This is a genomic window from Aquidulcibacter sp. (assembly GCF_049239865.1).
Taxonomy (GTDB): domain Bacteria; phylum Pseudomonadota; class Alphaproteobacteria; order Caulobacterales; family Aquidulcibacteraceae; genus Aquidulcibacter.
This window is the reverse complement of record NZ_JBMLTR010000080.1, coordinates 13,066-29,879: the sequence shown is the minus strand read 5'-3', so window position 1 is coordinate 29,879 and position 16,814 is coordinate 13,066. Positions and strand designations below refer to the sequence as shown.

At 56.1% G+C, this 16,814-nt stretch carries 19 protein-coding genes; 9 read left to right on the top strand and 10 right to left on the bottom strand.

Annotation, left to right across the window (positions count from 1 at the left end; translation table 11 throughout):
- Positions 1 to 109: 109 nt before the first annotated feature.
- Complete coding sequence (locus tag ACOVRA_RS05790; RefSeq protein ID WP_421719468.1) at positions 110 to 1,570, top strand: DNA-3-methyladenine glycosylase 2 family protein; 1,461 nt, start codon at positions 110 to 112, stop codon at positions 1,568 to 1,570.
- 9 nt (positions 1,571 to 1,579) lie between these two features.
- Here the strand turns inward: ACOVRA_RS05790 and cpdR are convergent, their stop codons facing one another.
- Entirely contained in the window at positions 1,580 to 1,939 is a 360-nt protein-coding gene (gene cpdR, locus ACOVRA_RS05785) for a cell cycle two-component system response regulator CpdR (protein ID WP_085341024.1), read from the bottom strand.
- A gap of 176 nt (positions 1,940 to 2,115) precedes the next feature.
- On the opposite strand from cpdR, the gene ACOVRA_RS05780 reads away from it, so the two are divergent.
- The 3 genes from ACOVRA_RS05780 to ACOVRA_RS05770 all read left to right on the top strand — a co-directional run bounded on the left by ACOVRA_RS05780 (position 2,116) and on the right by ACOVRA_RS05770 (position 4,775).
- A complete protein-coding gene (locus ACOVRA_RS05780; RefSeq protein WP_421719467.1) occupies positions 2,116 to 3,018 on the top strand; it encodes an N-formylglutamate amidohydrolase in 903 nt (300 codons plus the stop codon).
- A gap of 373 nt (positions 3,019 to 3,391) precedes the next feature.
- Positions 3,392 to 4,111: a 2,3-diphosphoglycerate-dependent phosphoglycerate mutase gene (gpmA, locus tag ACOVRA_RS05775; RefSeq protein ID WP_290804147.1), complete on the top strand. Its 720-nt coding sequence runs from the start codon at positions 3,392 to 3,394 to the stop codon at positions 4,109 to 4,111.
- Positions 4,112 to 4,115: 4 nt separating this feature from the next.
- Positions 4,116 to 4,775: a bifunctional diaminohydroxyphosphoribosylaminopyrimidine deaminase/5-amino-6-(5-phosphoribosylamino)uracil reductase RibD gene (locus tag ACOVRA_RS05770; RefSeq protein WP_421719466.1), complete on the top strand. Its 660-nt coding sequence runs from the start codon at positions 4,116 to 4,118 to the stop codon at positions 4,773 to 4,775.
- Here ACOVRA_RS05770 and ACOVRA_RS05765 read toward each other — a convergent pair.
- From ACOVRA_RS05765 to ACOVRA_RS05740, 6 genes are all read right to left on the bottom strand, one after another.
- Complete coding sequence (locus tag ACOVRA_RS05765; protein ID WP_421719465.1) at positions 4,772 to 5,701, bottom strand: ParB/RepB/Spo0J family partition protein; 930 nt, start codon at positions 5,699 to 5,701, stop codon at positions 4,772 to 4,774. The two genes, ACOVRA_RS05770 and ACOVRA_RS05765, sit on opposite strands and share 4 nt — an antisense overlap.
- A complete protein-coding gene (locus ACOVRA_RS05760; RefSeq protein WP_421719464.1) occupies positions 5,698 to 6,507 on the bottom strand; it encodes a ParA family protein in 810 nt (269 codons plus the stop codon). Before ACOVRA_RS05760 ends, ACOVRA_RS05765 begins: the two co-directional genes overlap by 4 nt.
- Positions 6,504 to 7,178: a 16S rRNA (guanine(527)-N(7))-methyltransferase RsmG gene (gene rsmG, locus ACOVRA_RS05755; protein WP_421719463.1), complete on the bottom strand. Its 675-nt coding sequence runs from the start codon at positions 7,176 to 7,178 to the stop codon at positions 6,504 to 6,506. Before rsmG ends, ACOVRA_RS05760 begins: the two co-directional genes overlap by 4 nt.
- Positions 7,165 to 9,036, bottom strand: a complete 1,872-nt coding sequence (gene mnmG / locus ACOVRA_RS05750) for a tRNA uridine-5-carboxymethylaminomethyl(34) synthesis enzyme MnmG (protein ID WP_421719462.1) — start codon at positions 9,034 to 9,036, stop codon at positions 7,165 to 7,167. The genes rsmG and mnmG overlap by 14 nt, the downstream gene beginning before the upstream one ends.
- Positions 9,037 to 9,139: 103 nt before the next feature.
- Positions 9,140 to 10,453: a tRNA uridine-5-carboxymethylaminomethyl(34) synthesis GTPase MnmE gene (mnmE, locus tag ACOVRA_RS05745; protein ID WP_421719461.1), complete on the bottom strand. Its 1,314-nt coding sequence runs from the start codon at positions 10,451 to 10,453 to the stop codon at positions 9,140 to 9,142.
- The gene (locus tag ACOVRA_RS05740) at positions 10,450 to 10,743 is read right to left on the bottom strand and encodes a DUF6489 family protein (RefSeq protein ID WP_290800786.1); all 294 of its coding nucleotides are present in this window, start codon (positions 10,741 to 10,743) and stop codon (positions 10,450 to 10,452) included. The genes mnmE and ACOVRA_RS05740 overlap by 4 nt, the downstream gene beginning before the upstream one ends.
- 201 nt (positions 10,744 to 10,944) lie before the next feature.
- Between ACOVRA_RS05740 and ACOVRA_RS05735 the strand changes: the two genes are divergently transcribed.
- Together ACOVRA_RS05735 and ACOVRA_RS05730 are read left to right on the top strand one after the other, a co-directional pair.
- Positions 10,945 to 11,631, top strand: coding sequence for a dienelactone hydrolase family protein (locus ACOVRA_RS05735; RefSeq protein ID WP_421719460.1), 687 nt, complete (start codon positions 10,945 to 10,947; stop codon positions 11,629 to 11,631).
- A complete protein-coding gene (locus tag ACOVRA_RS05730) occupies positions 11,628 to 12,608 on the top strand; it encodes a quinone oxidoreductase family protein (RefSeq protein WP_421719459.1) in 981 nt (326 codons plus the stop codon). Before ACOVRA_RS05735 ends, ACOVRA_RS05730 begins: the two co-directional genes overlap by 4 nt.
- 20 nt (positions 12,609 to 12,628) lie before the next feature.
- Here ACOVRA_RS05730 and ACOVRA_RS05725 read toward each other — a convergent pair whose 3' ends face one another.
- The 3 genes from ACOVRA_RS05725 to ACOVRA_RS05715 form a co-directional block, all read right to left on the bottom strand.
- Positions 12,629 to 13,174: an SH3 domain-containing protein gene (locus ACOVRA_RS05725; RefSeq protein ID WP_421719458.1), complete on the bottom strand. Its 546-nt coding sequence runs from the start codon at positions 13,172 to 13,174 to the stop codon at positions 12,629 to 12,631.
- 109 nt (positions 13,175 to 13,283) lie between these two features.
- On the bottom strand, positions 13,284 to 13,706 hold the full coding sequence (locus ACOVRA_RS05720; RefSeq protein ID WP_290800794.1) for a helix-turn-helix domain-containing protein: 423 nt from the start codon (positions 13,704 to 13,706) through the stop codon (positions 13,284 to 13,286).
- Between the two features lie 24 nt (positions 13,707 to 13,730).
- Positions 13,731 to 14,780, bottom strand: coding sequence for a LysR family transcriptional regulator (locus tag ACOVRA_RS05715; RefSeq protein ID WP_421719457.1), 1,050 nt, complete (start codon positions 14,778 to 14,780; stop codon positions 13,731 to 13,733).
- A 188-nt stretch (positions 14,781 to 14,968) separates the two neighbouring features.
- Here ACOVRA_RS05715 and ACOVRA_RS05710 point away from each other — a divergent pair, with 188 nt between their 5' ends.
- The 3 genes from ACOVRA_RS05710 to ACOVRA_RS05700 are packed head-to-tail and all read left to right on the top strand — an operon-like array spanning position 14,969 to position 16,814.
- Positions 14,969 to 15,625 (top strand): hypothetical protein, encoded by a 657-nt coding sequence (locus tag ACOVRA_RS05710; protein WP_421719456.1) that lies wholly within the window; start codon positions 14,969 to 14,971, stop codon positions 15,623 to 15,625.
- Complete coding sequence (locus ACOVRA_RS05705; protein WP_421719455.1) at positions 15,622 to 16,245, top strand: GNAT family N-acetyltransferase; 624 nt, start codon at positions 15,622 to 15,624, stop codon at positions 16,243 to 16,245. Before ACOVRA_RS05710 ends, ACOVRA_RS05705 begins: the two co-directional genes overlap by 4 nt.
- Positions 16,245 to 16,814, top strand: a complete 570-nt coding sequence (locus ACOVRA_RS05700) for an isochorismatase family protein (protein ID WP_421719454.1) — start codon at positions 16,245 to 16,247, stop codon at positions 16,812 to 16,814. Before ACOVRA_RS05705 ends, ACOVRA_RS05700 begins: the two co-directional genes overlap by 1 nt.

Below are 16,814 nucleotides of genomic sequence, written 5' to 3'. Positions count from 1 at the left end.
GGATCGATTTGGCTAGCGGTTTTCGGACCTGTTCCTATGTGTCGAACATGGACTTTAGTGATGTCCGAATTCCGCTAGACCTAAGGCGTGCCGACTGGCATGAGGCGTTATGAACCTTGATCAAGATGCCTGCTATGCCATCATTTCCGCTCGCGATAGCCGCTATGATGGACGGTTCTTTACCGCTGTGAAGACGACGGGGATATATTGTCGCCCCGTTTGTCCTGCTCGCCTGCCTAAACGCGAGAATGTGGTGTTTTGTGCCTCGGCCGCCGTGGCCCAAGAAGCAGGTTTTCGGCCCTGCCTGCGTTGCCGTCCAGAGACTGCGCCCGATACGCCGGCTTGGCGTGGCACGTCCAGTTCGGTTGGGCGGGCTTTGCGTCTGATTGAGGAAGGGGCGCTGGATCGTGGCAATGTCGAGCAGATGGCGTCCCGTCTCGGCTTAGGCGATCGACAGCTACGGCGGCTATTTCTGAAACATGTTGGTGCAAGCCCTGTCAGCGTGGCGCTGACGCGCAGACTGCTTTTGGCAAAGCAATTGTTGCACGAAACCGATTTGAACATCACCCAAGTCGCGCTGGCTTCGGGCTTTGGCTCAATCCGCCGGTTCAATGAGGCGTTTCAGGAGGTCTTTAAAGTCCCGCCGTCGTTCTTGCGGCGTGAGATCGGCGTCGAAGCCCCCGCCGTTCCAACAGCCGATATTCACCTAAAACTACGCTATCGCCCACCTTATGATTGGGCCGCCATGGCCGACTTTATGAAAGCACGGCTCTATCCGGGCGTGGAGACGTTTGACGGTGGCGTCTATCGTCGGAGCCTAGTGATTGAGGGTCAGATTGGTTTGGTAGCCGTGTCGCAAGGCAAGGGAAACTGGTTGGATGTGCGGGTGAAGCTGCAAAACTTGACTCTATTGCCCAAAGTTATTGCGCGGGTTCGTGAAGCTTTTGATTTGGCGGCAGATCCCGAGGTGATTGGTGCGCATTTGGCTGAAGATGAGGCTTTGCAGGATTTGGTGCGGCTTAGACCCGGATTGCGGGTTCCCGGCGCGTTTGAGCCTTTTGAAATCGGAGTTCGGGCAATCCTTGGTCAACAGATTACCGTGACCGCTGCGATTAAACTTGGGGCGACTTTGGTGTCGTATCTTGGTGAGGCCTTGCCCAGTGACTGGTCGCAACAGGGCGGTGTGTCCCGCTTATTCCCGTCGGCGGAGGCGATTTTGGCGTCGTCTTTGGATTTTTTGGGCATGCCACAAGCGCGCGTGCGTTGTCTCAAAGCCTATTGTGCGGCTTTCTTGGCAGAGCCTGATTTTTTTGGCGTGGACACGCCCGAGGTTGTTTCCCGCCTGCGGGCTATTGCCGGGATTGGCCCTTGGACGGCTAGCTATGTTGCGCTTCGGGCGCTGCGGGACCCTGATGCTTTTCCGGCAGAGGATGTGGCTTTGGCGCGCGGGATGATACAGGCAGATGGCGCGCGGCCTACCCGAGAATCGTTAGAGCAACGGTCACAGGTTTGGCGGCCGTGGCGCGCTTATGCCGCCCAGCATATTTGGACCGAATTGGCTTCAGGATAAATTTTTGGCTTAGGCGGCCATAACCTTTTCCACTTCTGCGACGAGTTCACGCAGATGGAAGGGCTTGGATAGGACTTTTGCTTTGGACGGCGCTTGGTTGGCAGGATTAAGCGCTACTGCTGCGAAGCCTGTGATGAAGACAATCTTCATGGCTGGATCGACTTCGGCAGCACGCCGCGCCAGCTCGACGCCATCTACGCCTGGCATTACAATATCAGTCAGAAGCAAGTCGAAACCCATGGCATTTAAGGCTTCAAGCGCCTGATCGCCGTCTGGGAAGTCTGCAACAATATGGCCTGCTTTGTTAAGCGCAGCAGCAAGGAACGTCCGCAGGGAATCGTCGTCTTCTGCCAAGAGAATTCTCGCCATTGTGGCTGTGCTCCGTTAGTTGTGGGCCTATATCTGCCCCAATATGGTGAAGGCGAGGTTGACAAGTCTGGTTCGGCAGCAATTTTTGCACAGGTTACTGTATGAAATTGTAGTGGGGGCAGGCGGCGCTTCGGTGCTTGCTTTCGTTTCCCGTGTGGCGGCGCTAAAGGATTGATATGCGGGAATGGGGCACTGCGACTGGCTATCAACGCGATGAGGCGGGGGATGTCCCCGCATCACGGCCGCCTGCTTACCGTCTGTTTCGACCTTTAAGTGATAAGGCTGGCGTGATTGTCTGTTGTCCGCACTCTGGTCGTTTTTATCCCGAGGACCTGTTGAGCGCATCAAAGTTGGATCGGCTGGCTCTGCGTCGTTCTGAAGATGCCTTTGTGGATGAGTTGTTCGCCGCTAGCCCAGGGCTTGGCGCATCTTTGCTGATGACCGACTTTGCTCGTGCTTATGTCGATCTTAACCGTGGTCCAGAAGAGCTTGATCCCGAATTGATTGAAGGCTTGCCACAGTCAGATCGACGGGTTCCTTCCCCTCGTGTTTTGGCTGGATTGGGCGTCATCCCGCGGACCGTTGGGGACGGCATTGAGATTTATGCGGGTCGATTGTCTTTCGAGGCCGCGCAGGCGCGCCTGAGCGAGGTTTATGCGCCGTGGCACGGGGCAATCGAGGGTTTGATTGACGGGGCAAAGCAGGCGCTTGGCCACGCTGTTGTTCTAGATTGCCATTCGATGCCCGCGTCCGCGTCTGGCTCGCCGGATAATGATATTGTATTGGGCGATCGCTTTGGTGCCTCTTGCGCGCCTGTTTATATGGCGGAGGCCTTCTCTTATCTTCGGTCTAAGGGTCTCCGTGTGGCTCGCAACAATCCCTATGCGGGTGGCTATGCGACGGAACGCTATGGGAAACCGGCTCTAAATCAGCATAGCTTGCAGATTGAGATCAATCGCTCTCTCTACATGGTTGAAGGGGCGATGAGTAAGCGGGCCGCCTTTTCTCAGGTGTCGGAGGTGCTCGCCGGGTTGGTTATGCGTCTTGTTGCGGTGGCAGAGGCAAAAGCCGCGCGTTAAAGCGGTTGAGACAGTAAGTAAGCCAAAAAAAAGGGCCGGGCACGAGGCCCGGCCTTATAGGTGTTTGGGAGGAAACGCCCAAAAAGGGCAGGGACGCCACAGCATCCATGAGCCTATTTATCTCGCACCTGCGAAATTTTCAAGGTTTTTTGCACTGATAAATTTGTGATTGGCTTAATTTTCGGAGAAAAAGAGCTGTAAATAATTGATAAATCGGGATTTTATATATATTGCACTGCAGCATTGCAAAATTGAGTAGCTTTGCAAATAGACCCTTTTGGGGCCTCTTTGGCTTGATTAAGCGTTCCGATATCCCTTATGTGGCCCAATATGAGGCCAAGTTGCCAGTTTTTTGCCTTTTGAAGGGTCATCAATGTCGTATTTAGCGCTGGTTCGTCACGGACAATCACAATGGAATCTGGAAAATCGGTTCACTGGGTGGATGGACGTGAATTTAACCGCGGAAGGTGAGGCGCAGGCCCGCAAGGCGGGTCAGCTTTTGAAGTCATCCGGTGTCGGCTTCTCACGCGCTTTTACATCGCTTCAGACCCGCGCAATCCGGACCCTTTGGTTGGCGCTGGAAGAAATGGATTGTTGCTGGCTGCCCGAGGAAAAGAGCTGGTGTTTGAATGAGCGTCACTATGGCGCTTTGACAGGTCTCGATAAGGCGGAGACTGTTGCGAAACATGGCGAAGAGCAAGTGCGCATTTGGCGTCGCTCTTATGATGTGCCGCCGCCACCGCAATCAAAGTCTGACCCGTTCCACCCATCGCATGATCTTCGTTACAGCCATGTGCCGGCGGGAGCTTTGCCAGATGGGGAGAGCCTCGCCATGACTTTGGCGCGTGTGCTGCCTTACTGGTCAGCCAGTGTCGCGCCGCACCTGGCGCAGGAAAACCTTGTTATTTCGGCGCATGGGAATTCTCTCCGCGCCATCATCAAGCATTTGTTCGGCCTTGATGAAGCGCAGATCATGGAAGTCGAAGTTCCGACTGCCAATCCTTTGTTGATTGAGCTGGATGGAGCCTTAAAGCCTATCTCTGCCAAGTATCTGGATGCTAGCCGGGCGCAGCCCTTGCCCGTAATCCGCTAAGACGATGCAAGAGCCGCTGGTAGAGTGGTCGCAGGCTGACATAGCTTTCATGTCTCGGGCGCTTGAACTTGCGCGCTCTGGGCTGGGTGAAACTCAGCCCAATCCCAGCGTCGGCTGCGTCTTGGTGCGCGATGATCTTATTATTGGTGAAGGGCGAACCCAAAGAGGCGGTCGGCCACATGGTGAAGCGATGGCCTTAGCCATGGCTGGCCCATATGCTGTTGGCTGTCATGCCTATGTGACGTTGGAACCCTGCGCGCATGAAAGCGCGCGCGGTCCGGCCTGCAGCGCGAGCTTGATCGATGCGGCAGTCGCGACCGTGACCATCAGCGTGCTTGATCCAGACCCTCGGACACGCGGCATCGGCGTGGCGCGGCTTCAAGCTGCTGGTGTTGACGTGCGCCTTGGTCTGTTGGAGGCCGAAGGACGAGTTCAAATTGCTGGCTTTGACAAGCGGCTTCGCACGGGGCTTCCCTGGGTGCATGTCGGCATAGATGATGGTGCGTTTGATGCCGTCCTCTCGACGGTTCCGTCAGGCGGCCTTGCACTTTATTTTACAGAGGCCGGACAGCAGGGCGTGATGCGGCTGTGTTTGCCGACTGGGTCCCCTGCGGCATTGCAGGCGACGGCCCTTAATTTAGTCGATTCTTTTGACCGGACTTAGCGCGCAATTGCCGTAAGCTTCCGGCACAAGTCGTCTAACTGTTCCAGACTGCGATAGTGGATCGTCAAAGCGCCACCTTTATTGCCCTTGTGCGCAAGGCTGACATCTAAGCCCAAAGCGGCGGACAGGTCGTGTGCTAGGGCTTTGGAATCGGCGTCGCCTTGATCGTCGCGGATGCTGGTCGCGCTGCCTCGTGTATTTTCGCTCTTGGTTCCGAGCCTTTCGGCATCTCGGACACTTAAGCCGCGATCAATGATCGCGCGCGCGGCAGCTAAGGGGTCTGGCGCGCTGATGATGGCCCGCGCATGACCAGCGCTGAGCTCGCCTGAGCGAACAAGGTCCTTTACAGATTCGGGCAAGGACAGGAGCCGGACAGTATTGGCGATGTGCGCCCGGCTTTTACCGACCGTGTCTGCGATGGCCTGTTGGGTGCGGCCAAAACGCTCTGCCAATTGTTGAAACGCGAGCGCTTCTTCGATGGGGTTCAGATCGGCGCGCTGAACGTTCTCGACGATGGATACTTCCAGTGTCGCTAGATCATCAAATGTGCGTACCAAGGCTGGGACGACATGTAAGCCCGCCAATTGCGCGGCGCGCCAGCGCCGTTCACCGGCGACGATCTCATAACGGCCTGATCCGTCATCGAGTAGCCGCAGCAATAAAGGCTGAAGAATGCCGTGTTGGCGAATGGAATCCGCCAAGGTTTGCAGATCGTGCTCGTCAAACTGCCGCCGCGGCTGTTGTGGATTGCGAACAATCAGATCGAGGCCAATCTCACGCGTGCCGCCGTCTGCGCCGCGTTCTTCGGTTGGGCGCTGGGTTTCGGTGTCGCCCAAAAGGGCAGACAAGCCGCGGCCAAGGCCACGCGCAGGGCGATTGTCAGCTTTGCTTGGGGCTTTCGGGGCTAAATCGGCTTCGTCGCTCATGCTGCTAACCTTGTGCGTTCGCGTTGCAGGACCTCGCTCGCCAAGCGCATATAGGCTTGGCTGCCAGAGCATTTATGGTCGTAGAGAAGTGCAGGCTTGCCAAAAGATGGCGCTTCAGAGATTCGCACATTGCGGGGGATGACGGTCGCATAAACCTTATCACCCAAATGGGTGCGGACATCCATTGCTACCTGGTCGGACAAATTATTGCGTTGATCATACATGGTCAGCACAATGCCTTGGATTTCGAGGGCGGGATTAAGCGAGCCTTTGACCAAATCCACGGTGCGCATCAATTGCGTGAGGCCTTCAAGCGCAAAGAACTCGCACTGTAGAGGCACTAACACGGCATCGGCGGCTGTCATCGCATTGATGGTGACGACATTGAGCGACGGTGGGCAGTCAATCAGGATGAAATTATAATGCACACCATCGCCACGGCTGATGTCGACCCGGTGGCGGGCGAGGGCATCCCTTAGGCGGAAGGCCCGGTTCGGTGCTTGCGACAATTCCATCTCGACGCCCGCGAGATCAACGCTAGCCGGTATGACCGCAAGATTAGGAATGCGAGTTGGAATAGCAGCTTCAGCAAACGAGGCCTCGCCCATGATGACATCATAGGAAGTAAGCTTGCGTGCGGCTGCGGACACACCCAAGCCGGTGGACGCATTGCCTTGCGCATCAATGTCGAGGATCAGAACAGTCTCGCCCACTGCGGCGAGCGCGGTAGCGAGGTTGATCGCTGTGGTGGTTTTGCCAACACCGCCCTTTTGGTTTGCCACAGCAATGACGCGTGTCTTTTTCATAGTTGCGTGGACCCTGTTCTGGCTTGGCACTCGGTGACTTCGACAATGCAGCCTCGTGCATCGCTGACCGATGGATGGATTGTCGACTTAAACAGCCAGTTTGTCGAGGCCTGCGCAAGCTCTCCAGACACTTCTTCCCCTTTTGGAAACAGTGCTTGCGTCTGGGGGCCTTGCCACGGATCCGCATAGGCGAGCAGACGGTCAAGCGCGGTAAAGGCCCGTGCGGTGATGATGTCGACTGGATGCGGGGTGACATGCTCCAGCTTGTCGTTGATGATCTCTACTTTTACCTGCATGGCTCGTGCCGCTTCCCTCAGGAAGCCGCAGCGCTTGGCGCTGGCCTCGATCAGCGTAACGTGTGCGCCGTCGTGTGACTGAACTAGGGCTGCAATAACAAGTCCAGGGAAACCAGCTCCTGAACCAAAGTCGACCCAGGTTCTTGCGTCAGGGCGAGCGAGCGGCAGTAATTGAGCGGAATCCAGTATGTGACGATCCCAGAATGCCGCGAGGGTAGATGCTCCGACAAGATTGATCCGGGGTGCCCATTTGGTGAGTATGGCTTGATAGGCCTCAAAACGTTCGATGGTTTCACGTGAAACACCATAGTCAGACACGAGTAGTTCTTGGACGTCCAAGGCGGCCCGACTGGTTTCTAAGTTAAGCGGACGCACGGGAGCTGACCCCTCGACGAACATGGGCCAGAAGGGCGGTGAGCGCCCCGGCCGTCATGCCTTCAATCCGCGACGCTTGCCCAAGCGTGGTCGGGCGAACGGCCAACAGTTTCTCGCGCGCCTCATTGGAAAGCCCGCCAATGGCGCGGTAGTCGAGATCTTGGGGAAGCTCCAAATCCTCATCACGTCGGAAGGCCACGATATCGGCTTGCTGGCGATCCAGATATCCCGAGTAAACCGCTTCGGTCTCCAGTTGGGTAAGGGCGCGGGCGCTCATTGCCGTAAGGTCTGGGAAAATGTCCAACAGGCGCGGTAAACCAATCTGAGGATGGGCGATTAACTCCAGCACACTGCGCTTGCGGCCATCCTGATTGACAGGCAAACCAAGCTTGGCGGCCTCGGTCGGTGTGATGGTCGTTTCAGTTGCATAGGCACGCGCAGTCGATATCTCGCTGAGTTTCTCGGTAAAGGCTTGGGTCCGATGTGCTCCGACCAAACCAAGCGAGATGCCAACCGGCGTCAGGCGCTGGTCCGCATTGTCTGCACGCAGAGTCAGGCGATATTCCGCCCGAGACGTAAACATCCGATAAGGCTCCGAAACACCGCGCGTAATCAAATCATCGATCAAAACACCGATATAGGCTTCATCGCGACGGAAACTCACTGGTGAAAGCCCGCCCACCCGCCGCGCCGCATTAAGACCGGCCATCAAGCCCTGCGCAGCCGCTTCTTCATAACCGGTTGTGCCGTTGATCTGCCCAGCCAAATAAAGGCCGGGGACCGACTGAACGGACAGGTCAGAACCCAAGGCACGGGGGTCGACATAGTCATATTCAATCGCATAGGCATAACGCATGATCTCAACCCGCTCGAGACCGGGGATCGTCCGCATGAAGGCTGCTTGAACTTCCTCTGGGAAAGAGGTCGAAATGCCATTGGGATAAATGGTCGGATCATCCAAGCCCTCAGGCTCTAGGAAGATTTGGTGGCGATCCTTGTCAGAAAAGCGGACAATCTTGTCCTCAATGGACGGGCAATAGCGCGGCCCCCGACCTTCAATCGCCCCGCCATAGACAGCCGACAAATGCAGATTGTCGCGAATGATTTGGTGGGTCGCCTCATTCGTCCACGTGATCCAGCAGGGAACTTGTGGTGTGGTGATGCTTTCGTTCAAGAAGGAAAAGGCGGTCGGTGGCTCATCCCCCGGCTGTTTCTCGCAGACACTGTAGTCAATGGTGCGGCCATCTAGCCGCGCCGGCGTCCCTGTCTTAAGTCGACCCATCGGCAAGCCAAGCCGATAAAGCGTTTGTGCCAGTCCAATTGCCGGGGCCTCATCGATACGGCCCGCCGGCCATGTCTTTTGCCCCAGATGGATCATGCCGTTTAAGAATGTGCCGGTCGTCAGCACAACCGCGCCTGCTTCGATCCGGTCGCCATTGCCTAGGATAATCCCGCGACATGTCCCATCAATCAGGATCAAATCTTCAACCGCTGCACTCAAGATCGACAGATTGTCTTGAGCAGTCAGGATTGATTGGATGGCTTCACGATACAGTTTGCGGTCGGCCTGCGCGCGCGGACCCCGAACCGCAGGGCCTTTTGAACGATTGAGCATCCGAAATTGGATACCCGCGGCGTCTGCGGCTTGGCCCATGATCCCGTCGAGTGCGTCAATCTCACGAACGAGATGGCCTTTGCCGAGGCCTCCAATTGCCGGATTACATGACATTTCGCCAATGGTCGTGGCGTTATGGGTTACGAGAAGCGTCCTTGCGCCGACGCGCGCGCTTGCGGCGGCAGCTTCACAGCCCGCGTGTCCGCCGCCAATGATAATGATGTCGTAAGCGCTATGTGCCAAAATCTTGCCTCTGAGTGGGGCGGCCTACATAGCGAAACTTCACGCACAGGTCGACTCATCCGCTCAGAGCTGTTTCACGTGAAACGAGCCGCTGGGCCTCGCCCTACTTCCCAATGCAGAATTGAGAGAATAGCCGGTCGAGCACATCTTCCATGTCCACCCGTCCTGTGACACGCCCCAAAGCTCGCGCCGCCAAGCGCAAGTCTTCTGCGACAAGCTCGGGGGCATGTACGGAAGCAGTCAAGGCCCGATCCAATGCCCCAATCCCTTCTCGAACAGCCTCTTGATGGCGAAGTCGGGTTAGAGGTGCTGATTCAGATTTGCCAAGGTCGGCTTGGGCGCGCTCGGTGATGATAGATTCGAGGTCGTCGAGCCCTTGACGCGTGACGCTGGACACGGCCAATCCGACTCCGGCTTGCTCAGTCCAATCTAGCCGATCTGCTTGCCCGAGAAGCCAGAGGTCGCCCGCCTTCATCAGGTCAGTAAACTCCATCATGTCCGCATGATCGGTAATCAGGGCCAGCCGCAAGTCCGCCTCGGCCGCACGCCCGCGAGCACGACGTACCCCTTCGGCCTCTACAAGGTCGTCAGACTCACGTAACCCCGCCGTATCGGAAATCAGAATCACCATTCCGCCAAGGACTAAGCGCACTTCGACAATATCGCGGGTGGTGCCAGGGATGGGTGAGACAATCGCGGCTTCGCGACGCGCTAATTGATTGATAAGGCTCGATTTCCCAGCGTTTGGCTTGCCAACAATGGCGACCTGATAACCTGTGCGCACCCGCTCTGCACGCTGAGACTCTGCCAGATAGGATTCAAGGCGAGCCTTCAGGCTCTCAATACGCTGGCGTGCGCGTTCGCTTAGGCCGGGCGGTAAATCCTCATCGGGGAAATCGATATCGCCTTCAGCGTCGGCGAGGCAATCAATTACCGCTTCGCGCCAGCGATCCACTTCATTGGCCAGCTCACCTTCCATTTGTCGAAGTGCTTGGCGCCGCTGGGCCGCCGTTTCGGCATCAACGAGATCGGCCAAGCCTTCCGCTGCCGTAAGATCCATCTTCCCATTTAGGAAGGCCCGCCGACTAAACTCTCCTGGCTCCGCGAGGCGGACGCCTGCAATTCCCAAACAAGCTTCCATTGTGTCGCGCACTACCGCACGACCCCCGTGGACATGCAGCTCTAAAACGTCTTCCCCAGTGAAGCTTCTTGGTTTTGGAAAATAAATGACGAGCGCATTATCAATCGGATCATTGTCGAGATCGACCACCTTGGCCAGTTTTGCACGACGCGCTTCAGGTATGGTGCCGATCAATCGCTGGGCGACCGTTTCACAGGCTGGTCCGGATAAACGAAGGATGCTGACCCCGGCTGGTCCAGGCCCTGATGCAAGGGCCACGATGGTGGACGCTGTCACGAGGTCTTGTCGCTCGCGCTTTTGTCCGCAGTGCTTGTGGGCTTCGTGCCGACATCGCTGGTCGCCACCTTCAAGGCTGCGCCAACAAGGGCCCCAAATGCTTCGGTGGCCGCGCCGCCGAGGCCAGTCCAAGTCCGCAACATAGGTTCTACATCAACCATATTGCCGGTTTTCTCGATCTTATCCTTTGCAATCCCAACAAAGGCCTCTTGAATGGAGGTTAGGTTCGGCATGCCCAAAAGCTCGCGCGCTTCGCTTGGCGTCAAATCCACTTCAATACTGACTTTCATGCTACCTATCTCCAAATTGGCGGCCACACTTGGTTGACCGCAATGATCACCCGTCGTGGCTTTCCCAAAAGATAACAAAACCGATTGTCATCCCGTGGTCTTGCGACTAGGTCATAGCCGTAACAACCCCTCACTTGGGGCTCGACTTTGGCTAGGTCAAGCGAGGCGGCAATCAATTCTGATCTTTCGGAGGATACACATATGGGCGAGCATGTCACGATCAACGGACCAGATGGCGCATTCGCGGCCTATGTTGCCAAGCCAGCGCAAGCCAATGGCCGCGCTTTGGTGGTGATCCAAGAAATTTTCGGCGTCAATAAGGTGATGCGCGACTTGGCTGACACCTATGCCGCTCAAGGCTACCTGGCAGTCGTTCCAGACCTGTTCTGGCGGATTCAACCGGGTATCGATATTACTGACCAATCGCCAGAAGAGTGGCAACAAGCATTTGATTATTTTGGTAAGTTTAACGTCGACAAGGGTGTCGTCGACATTCAGGCAACGATTGATCATATTCGCCAAACCCACGCCACCATTGGCGCCGTTGGCTATTGTTTGGGCGGCCTGCTTGCCTATCTGACCGCGACCCGGACAAGCATCAATGCCAGCGTCAGCTATTATGGTGTGGGCATTCAGGATCGCTTGGCCGAGGCCACCGCAGACACCAAGCCGCTTTTGATGCATGTCGCCTCGGAAGATTCCTTTGTGAACAAGGAAGCCCAAGCCGCTATGAAGGCCGGGCTATCTGGCCACAAGCAAATCGAAATGCATGTTTATGAGGGGCTCGACCACGCTTTTGCGCGCGTCGGTGGGCAACATTTTGACGCCGCAGGTGCCGCGCTGGCGAATGAGCGGACCATGGCATTCTTCGCAGAGAACTTGTCATGATGCGTCAAATCGGCCTTTCTCGGCTGGGTGGACCAGAAGTGCTCGAATTGCGCGAGGTCCCGATCCCAAACCCTAAGCCCGATGAGATTCTGATTGAGATGGCCGCGTGCGGCCTCAATTTCATTGATACCTATCAACGTACCGGCCTTTACCCGATCCCTTTACCCTCCGGCCTTGGGCTTGAAGGGGCTGGTGTTGTTACCGCAATTGGCGAATCCGTGACTCGATTCGCGATTGGCGACCGCGTTGCCTTTTCTTCGGGCCCTTTGGGTGCCTATGCCGACTATGCGGCTGTGCCAGAGGGCCGCGCCGTCAAAGTTCCAGATAGCATTGGACTGGATGTCGCCGCCGGGATCCTCCTGAAAGGCTTGACCGCTGAATTTCTAATCCAGCGCTTAAGACCATTGAAGGCAGGGGACACGGTCTTATTTCACGCCGCAGCAGGTGGGGTTGGTCTCATTGCCTGCTCTTGGCTGGCCCATTTAGGTGTGAGCGTGATTGGTACTGTGGGGAGTGAGGCAAAAGCTGAATTGGCCCGCGAACACGGGTGCTCTGAAATCATCCTTTATCGTTCGGAGCCGATTGCTGAACGGGTCAGGGCGCTTACAAACGGCAAGGGCTGTGAAATCGTCTATGATTCTGTTGGTGCCGACACCTTGGTGGCCTCGCTCGACAGTACCGCGCGGCGCGGGTTGGTCGTAAGCTTTGGCAATGCGTCAGGGCCACCAGCGCCTGTCTCGCCGCTCGATCTATCGCGTCGTGGCTCGCTGTTCCTGACAAGGCCGACCTTGTTTGACTATGTGGCAACCACTCCAGAATTGGATCAAGCGGCCAAGGACCTTTTTGGCCTTGTCGAAAAAGGCGTGATCCGGCCGGTGATTGGCGCGCGATATCCACTTGAGCAGGCAGCCGATGCCCATCGCGCCTTGGAAGGGCGTCAAACCACCGGCGCTACAATCCTATTGCCTCGCGGCTAGTCCCAAGACTGAAGGCCGCCTCACTCGAAGGCGGCCTCTAGCTCCTCACGCAACACATAGCCGACACCCTTCTCATTATAGCGTGTGATCTCGGCCCATTTTCCAGTAGGTGTCTCGGTATAGCCCCAGACCTGAACCAAGGTCTTGGCCGGAAGTTCATCGACACGCGATGCCGCTGGATTGGGCTCCTCGCGCAACGTGATCGATTCCTGAACTGCTTTGGCTTTATAAGCGCCTGTCAGAACTGGACGGCGATCGGTATCAACTTCGGCCAAACGAATGAAACCTGTGTCCGATGGTGACACCATAACCATGGCCCAGCCATTCAACTCTTTGGTCAAAAGAACGTTGACCTCTGCGCCGCGCTCAAGTTTTACCAAGACGTTGCCGCCGGGCTTGATCTGATTCATGACAAAGGATGAAGCCCGCGCATAACGGACGTCTGGCTTTGGCTTAACGAACCAGTAAATCAGACCTCCTGTCGCCAGGAGTGCTAAGAGGATGGGAATTGAACGACCAAACAAATGCGGACGTTTTTGCTGGGCTAAATCAGACTCATCAGACATCAATACACACCTCACTTTAATGAGGCTCAATATGAAGTCCCGCAGAGGTTGTGTCTAGCCCTGCCCGTGGCGTTAGGACAGGTGCATCCTAAACGCCACGGCGACACGATTAGTCAGCTAGTAACTTTACCAAGTCGATCGCCTTCTGGCGTTGCTTTGAGGACTTAATTGCGGCAAAGGCGATTACCAGATCCGTCGCATCTGGGTTTTGCGCAATCAGGCTGAGGATAGAGGACTGTGGACCTTCCGCGCGCTCAGACTTAGGGACCAAGCCATATTGTGAGCCATCGACGCCTTCATAGAAATACTCTGGCCCAACACCCAGAACACAGGAAATCTGGAACAAACGAGACGCCGAAATCCGATTGACGCCGCGCTCATATTTCTGAAGCTGCTGGAAGGAAATGCCCAATGCTTGGGCAAGTTGATCTTGCGTCATATCGACAGCATCACGCTGTCGGCGAACCCGCTGAGCGACAAAGTGATCGAGGTCATCGGCCTTGCGGGGGTTTACGTTCTCTTTTGCGGACACTTCACATACTCCATTACTACGAACTTAGGTACCAGATGTGGCGATACGACGTTTTGGTGCCTGCGTTTCAGCAGGTGCCCTCTCGGTAACTTTGCCTGCCCCGAGCGGCAGGTTAGGCGCTTGAGCCCCAGTGAAGGCTGCAAACTCGTGAGGCGGTACGAATTCTCTGCGATACCAAGGCTTGGTCTTTTGGTCGAACACCGCCTCCAACCATTTCAGAACAACTTTGATCCGTGGAATTCGTTCAATGTCGCGGTGATAAACGAGGCTCAACTCCAGCGGTTCCACAGCATCGCCGACCATCACGAGCTCTGGATATAGGGAAGCCAGAACTGTTGGCATGCCCGCTATCCCAATGCCGGCCAAAACGCCCTCAACCACGGCGGCACTAGAATTTGTTTCCACCCGTCGGCGCGCAAGGTCCTGAAAGGCTGGCACTTTTCGAGGCATATTGGCAGTAAGTTTTTGCGCTGTATGGTGCAGAAACGGATGGCGAAGCGCTTCTTCTAGGGATTGCGGCATCCCATACAGCTCAAAGAAGGATTGGGTTCCGAATAATCCATAGTGGAAATAGGCTACAGGCCTGGAAACATAGCCTGGGACCGGCTCAGCATTGAAAACCAATGCGACCTCCGCGTCGGCTTCCAACGGATTATTCGGCCAGAGGCCACAGTCTAGCCGAAGGTCCAGTTTCGGATTTTCCCGCAACAAATGGGTCAAAGCGGGGGTCAAAAGATAGGCACCGACACCGTCAGAACAGGACAAAGTCACAGCCCCGATTGGCGAAGTCGCCTCAGAATCAAGGACTTCGCGCTCCATCTCCTCGATTTGGCTCTCGATCGTACGGACGCGAGCCAACGCCATTTCCCCAGCCTTGGTTAGCACCACCCCTTGCGCGGTTCGCCGCACAAGACGGGTATTCAGCCGGGCTTCCAATTGATCTAGGGCTCGAGAGACAGTTGAAGGGTCCACACGCAGGCTGCGCGCGGCCGCGTTCAGTCCGCCGCAGACTGCGACCGCATAAAAAACGTGAAGATCAGATAAGTCTGATCGGTGGCGGACGACTTCCTTCAAGTAGGGTCCCCTCAAGTAAGCAGCCACTCTATTGCAATTTTTCTGGCTCCCCAAGCTTTTTTTGCTGAGTAAATCTTGAGTCTACGACCAACAACGTCTCGCACACCTTGATCCATCGATCAATTGGCATGGTGTCTGACAAATGTGCAACCCCGGCGACCGAATGGTAAGCCCATAGTTAGGACCAGATGCAGCACAGTTTCGCCCGCACGAATTTGGAAGCTCGCAGCCCAATGTTGGGCCGAACAGCTGTCGAACGTATCGCGAGCGCGGCTGCAGACTTCCAAGTTTACGCGCTGTCTGGTTCGCGACTAATCGAAGGGCGATCCTTGGCGGTGGGTCTTGTTGGAGAGCCGATCGCCAGCCTCGAAACCATGAGCTGGGTTTATGAGCGCACGAAACTTGGTCTGATGGGGGTGACCCATGCGGGGCTCAACGGTGAACCAGACCCGACTGATTCAAGTCCCCTTTGTGGCCTCTTAGGAATCGTTCCCCTGACTTCCGCTGGTAATCAGGCCGTTCTGGCGGATGCGTTTAACGCTGTCAGCCCCGATCCAGCCCATATCTGTACCCTCGACGATGAACCCGCTGCTATTTTCGGCTGGGGCATTGCTGTATCTCGACACGAGGCGGCCCGCCTTTTGGTGAACCTTGGCTTGTTTATTTCTGAGCACATCGTTCCGGCAGCGGACTGGTATGCGCGTGCCGTCACCGATGATGGTGCTAGGCTTCTCATGGGCCGCTTGAATCTAAGTCTGTTGGAGGGAACTAAGATTGGCACGCTCCGCATGCCGTCGCATCACAAAATAGAAGCGTTTCTGTCGCAAACCAAAGGTGCAGCATGATCTCGACTTCTGGTTTGGCCGAACGATTGGTGCCTAGCAACGGACCCAAGTGGGAGATTCACGTTGCTCATCGCCTCGATGAGATCATGCAAGTAATCTCTCTCCGCGCCATCGCTTATATGCACGAGCAATCCTGCCCTTATGATGAGGAAATCGATGGCAATGACTTCGCGGGCGCAACCCATCTCATTGCCCGTCTGAATAATGAACCCGTTGGCTGTGTCCGGCTACGCTGGTTTGCGCATTTCTTCAAAGTTGAGCGGGTTGCTGTTCTTCCGCGCTATCGCAAGTCGGGCCTCGGCGCCGCCTTGTTGGATGCATCTTTCGAGCTTGGAGCCAAAAAGGGCTATGGCCATGCATTAGGCCATGTGGAGCCTTCAATCGTCGGCCTTTGGCAACGCGCTTGCGGCGTGAGCCCAAGACCCGGCCGCTCCAACCTCGCCTTCTCAGACCATGCATATGTTGAAGTCGAGAAATTCATCCCGGCACGTGACGACGCCATCCACGTGAATACCGACCCCATGATTTTGTTGCGGCCAGAAGGCGAATGGGACCACCCCGGCGTGCTGGACCGCTCCAACGAACGACTGATTCCAGTGCGAACAGCAAGGCAAGCCTAATGATGAATTCCCATAGTTATGCGTATCCGGGCCAAAAAAACCAACCACCTCCGCTGCTGATCTGCAACGATCTTGTCGTTGACGGACATTTGTCCGAAGAACCAGCTTCCTGGCGGACCTGCATTCACAACAGTGCCTTGATCCTGGCGACTGCCCGCAAGCAGGGATGGCAGATCGTCCATGTTTATCGCCAAGATCGGGCACCAAACCCGATTGCAAGTCTTCGACCCCAGCCAGAGGAGCCGGTCTTTCAATGCCGGGGGCCCTCTGCCTTGTCCTCTCCCGCTTTGCGTGACTTCTTGGTCATGAGCGGGACGGAGGAAATTATTCTGATTGGTCGCTCCATGGTGCCCTGCTGTCTGTCTACGGCGGTCGCCGCAGCAGATTTAGGCGTAGCGGTTAAATTGGTGGCAGATGCCGTGTCGCACGCCACCGCAGACGCCCATGATCCATCGCTCTCGATTGCTCATGCAGCCATGCGCCTGATCCCTCAATTTGCAACCATGACCAGCACAGCGAAGCTCTTGCAGCTTCAATCTAGCCTCAGTCTATTTGTTTCTGGAACTTGA

Bases quoted from the DNA above. Each gene is read 5' to 3' on its own strand.
- ACOVRA_RS05790 (WP_421719468.1), top strand. From the start codon at position 110: ATGAACCTTGATCAAGATGCCTGCTATGCCATCATTTCCGCTCGCGAT.
- cpdR (WP_085341024.1), bottom strand. From the start codon at position 1,939: ATGGCGAGAATTCTCTTGGCAGAAGACGACGATTCCCTGCGGACGTTC.
- ACOVRA_RS05780 (WP_421719467.1), top strand. From the start codon at position 2,116: ATGCGGGAATGGGGCACTGCGACTGGCTATCAACGCGATGAGGCGGGG.
- gpmA (WP_290804147.1), top strand. From the start codon at position 3,392: ATGTCGTATTTAGCGCTGGTTCGTCACGGACAATCACAATGGAATCTG.
- ACOVRA_RS05770 (WP_421719466.1), top strand. From the start codon at position 4,116: ATGCAAGAGCCGCTGGTAGAGTGGTCGCAGGCTGACATAGCTTTCATG.
- ACOVRA_RS05765 (WP_421719465.1), bottom strand. From the start codon at position 5,701: ATGAGCGACGAAGCCGATTTAGCCCCGAAAGCCCCAAGCAAAGCTGAC.
- ACOVRA_RS05760 (WP_421719464.1), bottom strand. From the start codon at position 6,507: ATGAAAAAGACACGCGTCATTGCTGTGGCAAACCAAAAGGGCGGTGTT.
- ACOVRA_RS05740 (WP_290800786.1), bottom strand. From the start codon at position 10,743: ATGAAAGTCAGTATTGAAGTGGATTTGACGCCAAGCGAAGCGCGCGAG.
- ACOVRA_RS05735 (WP_421719460.1), top strand. From the start codon at position 10,945: ATGGGCGAGCATGTCACGATCAACGGACCAGATGGCGCATTCGCGGCC.
- ACOVRA_RS05730 (WP_421719459.1), top strand. From the start codon at position 11,628: ATGATGCGTCAAATCGGCCTTTCTCGGCTGGGTGGACCAGAAGTGCTC.
- ACOVRA_RS05725 (WP_421719458.1), bottom strand. From the start codon at position 13,174: ATGTCTGATGAGTCTGATTTAGCCCAGCAAAAACGTCCGCATTTGTTT.
- ACOVRA_RS05710 (WP_421719456.1), top strand. From the start codon at position 14,969: ATGCAGCACAGTTTCGCCCGCACGAATTTGGAAGCTCGCAGCCCAATG.
- ACOVRA_RS05705 (WP_421719455.1), top strand. From the start codon at position 15,622: ATGATCTCGACTTCTGGTTTGGCCGAACGATTGGTGCCTAGCAACGGA.
- ACOVRA_RS05700 (WP_421719454.1), top strand. From the start codon at position 16,245: ATGATGAATTCCCATAGTTATGCGTATCCGGGCCAAAAAAACCAACCA.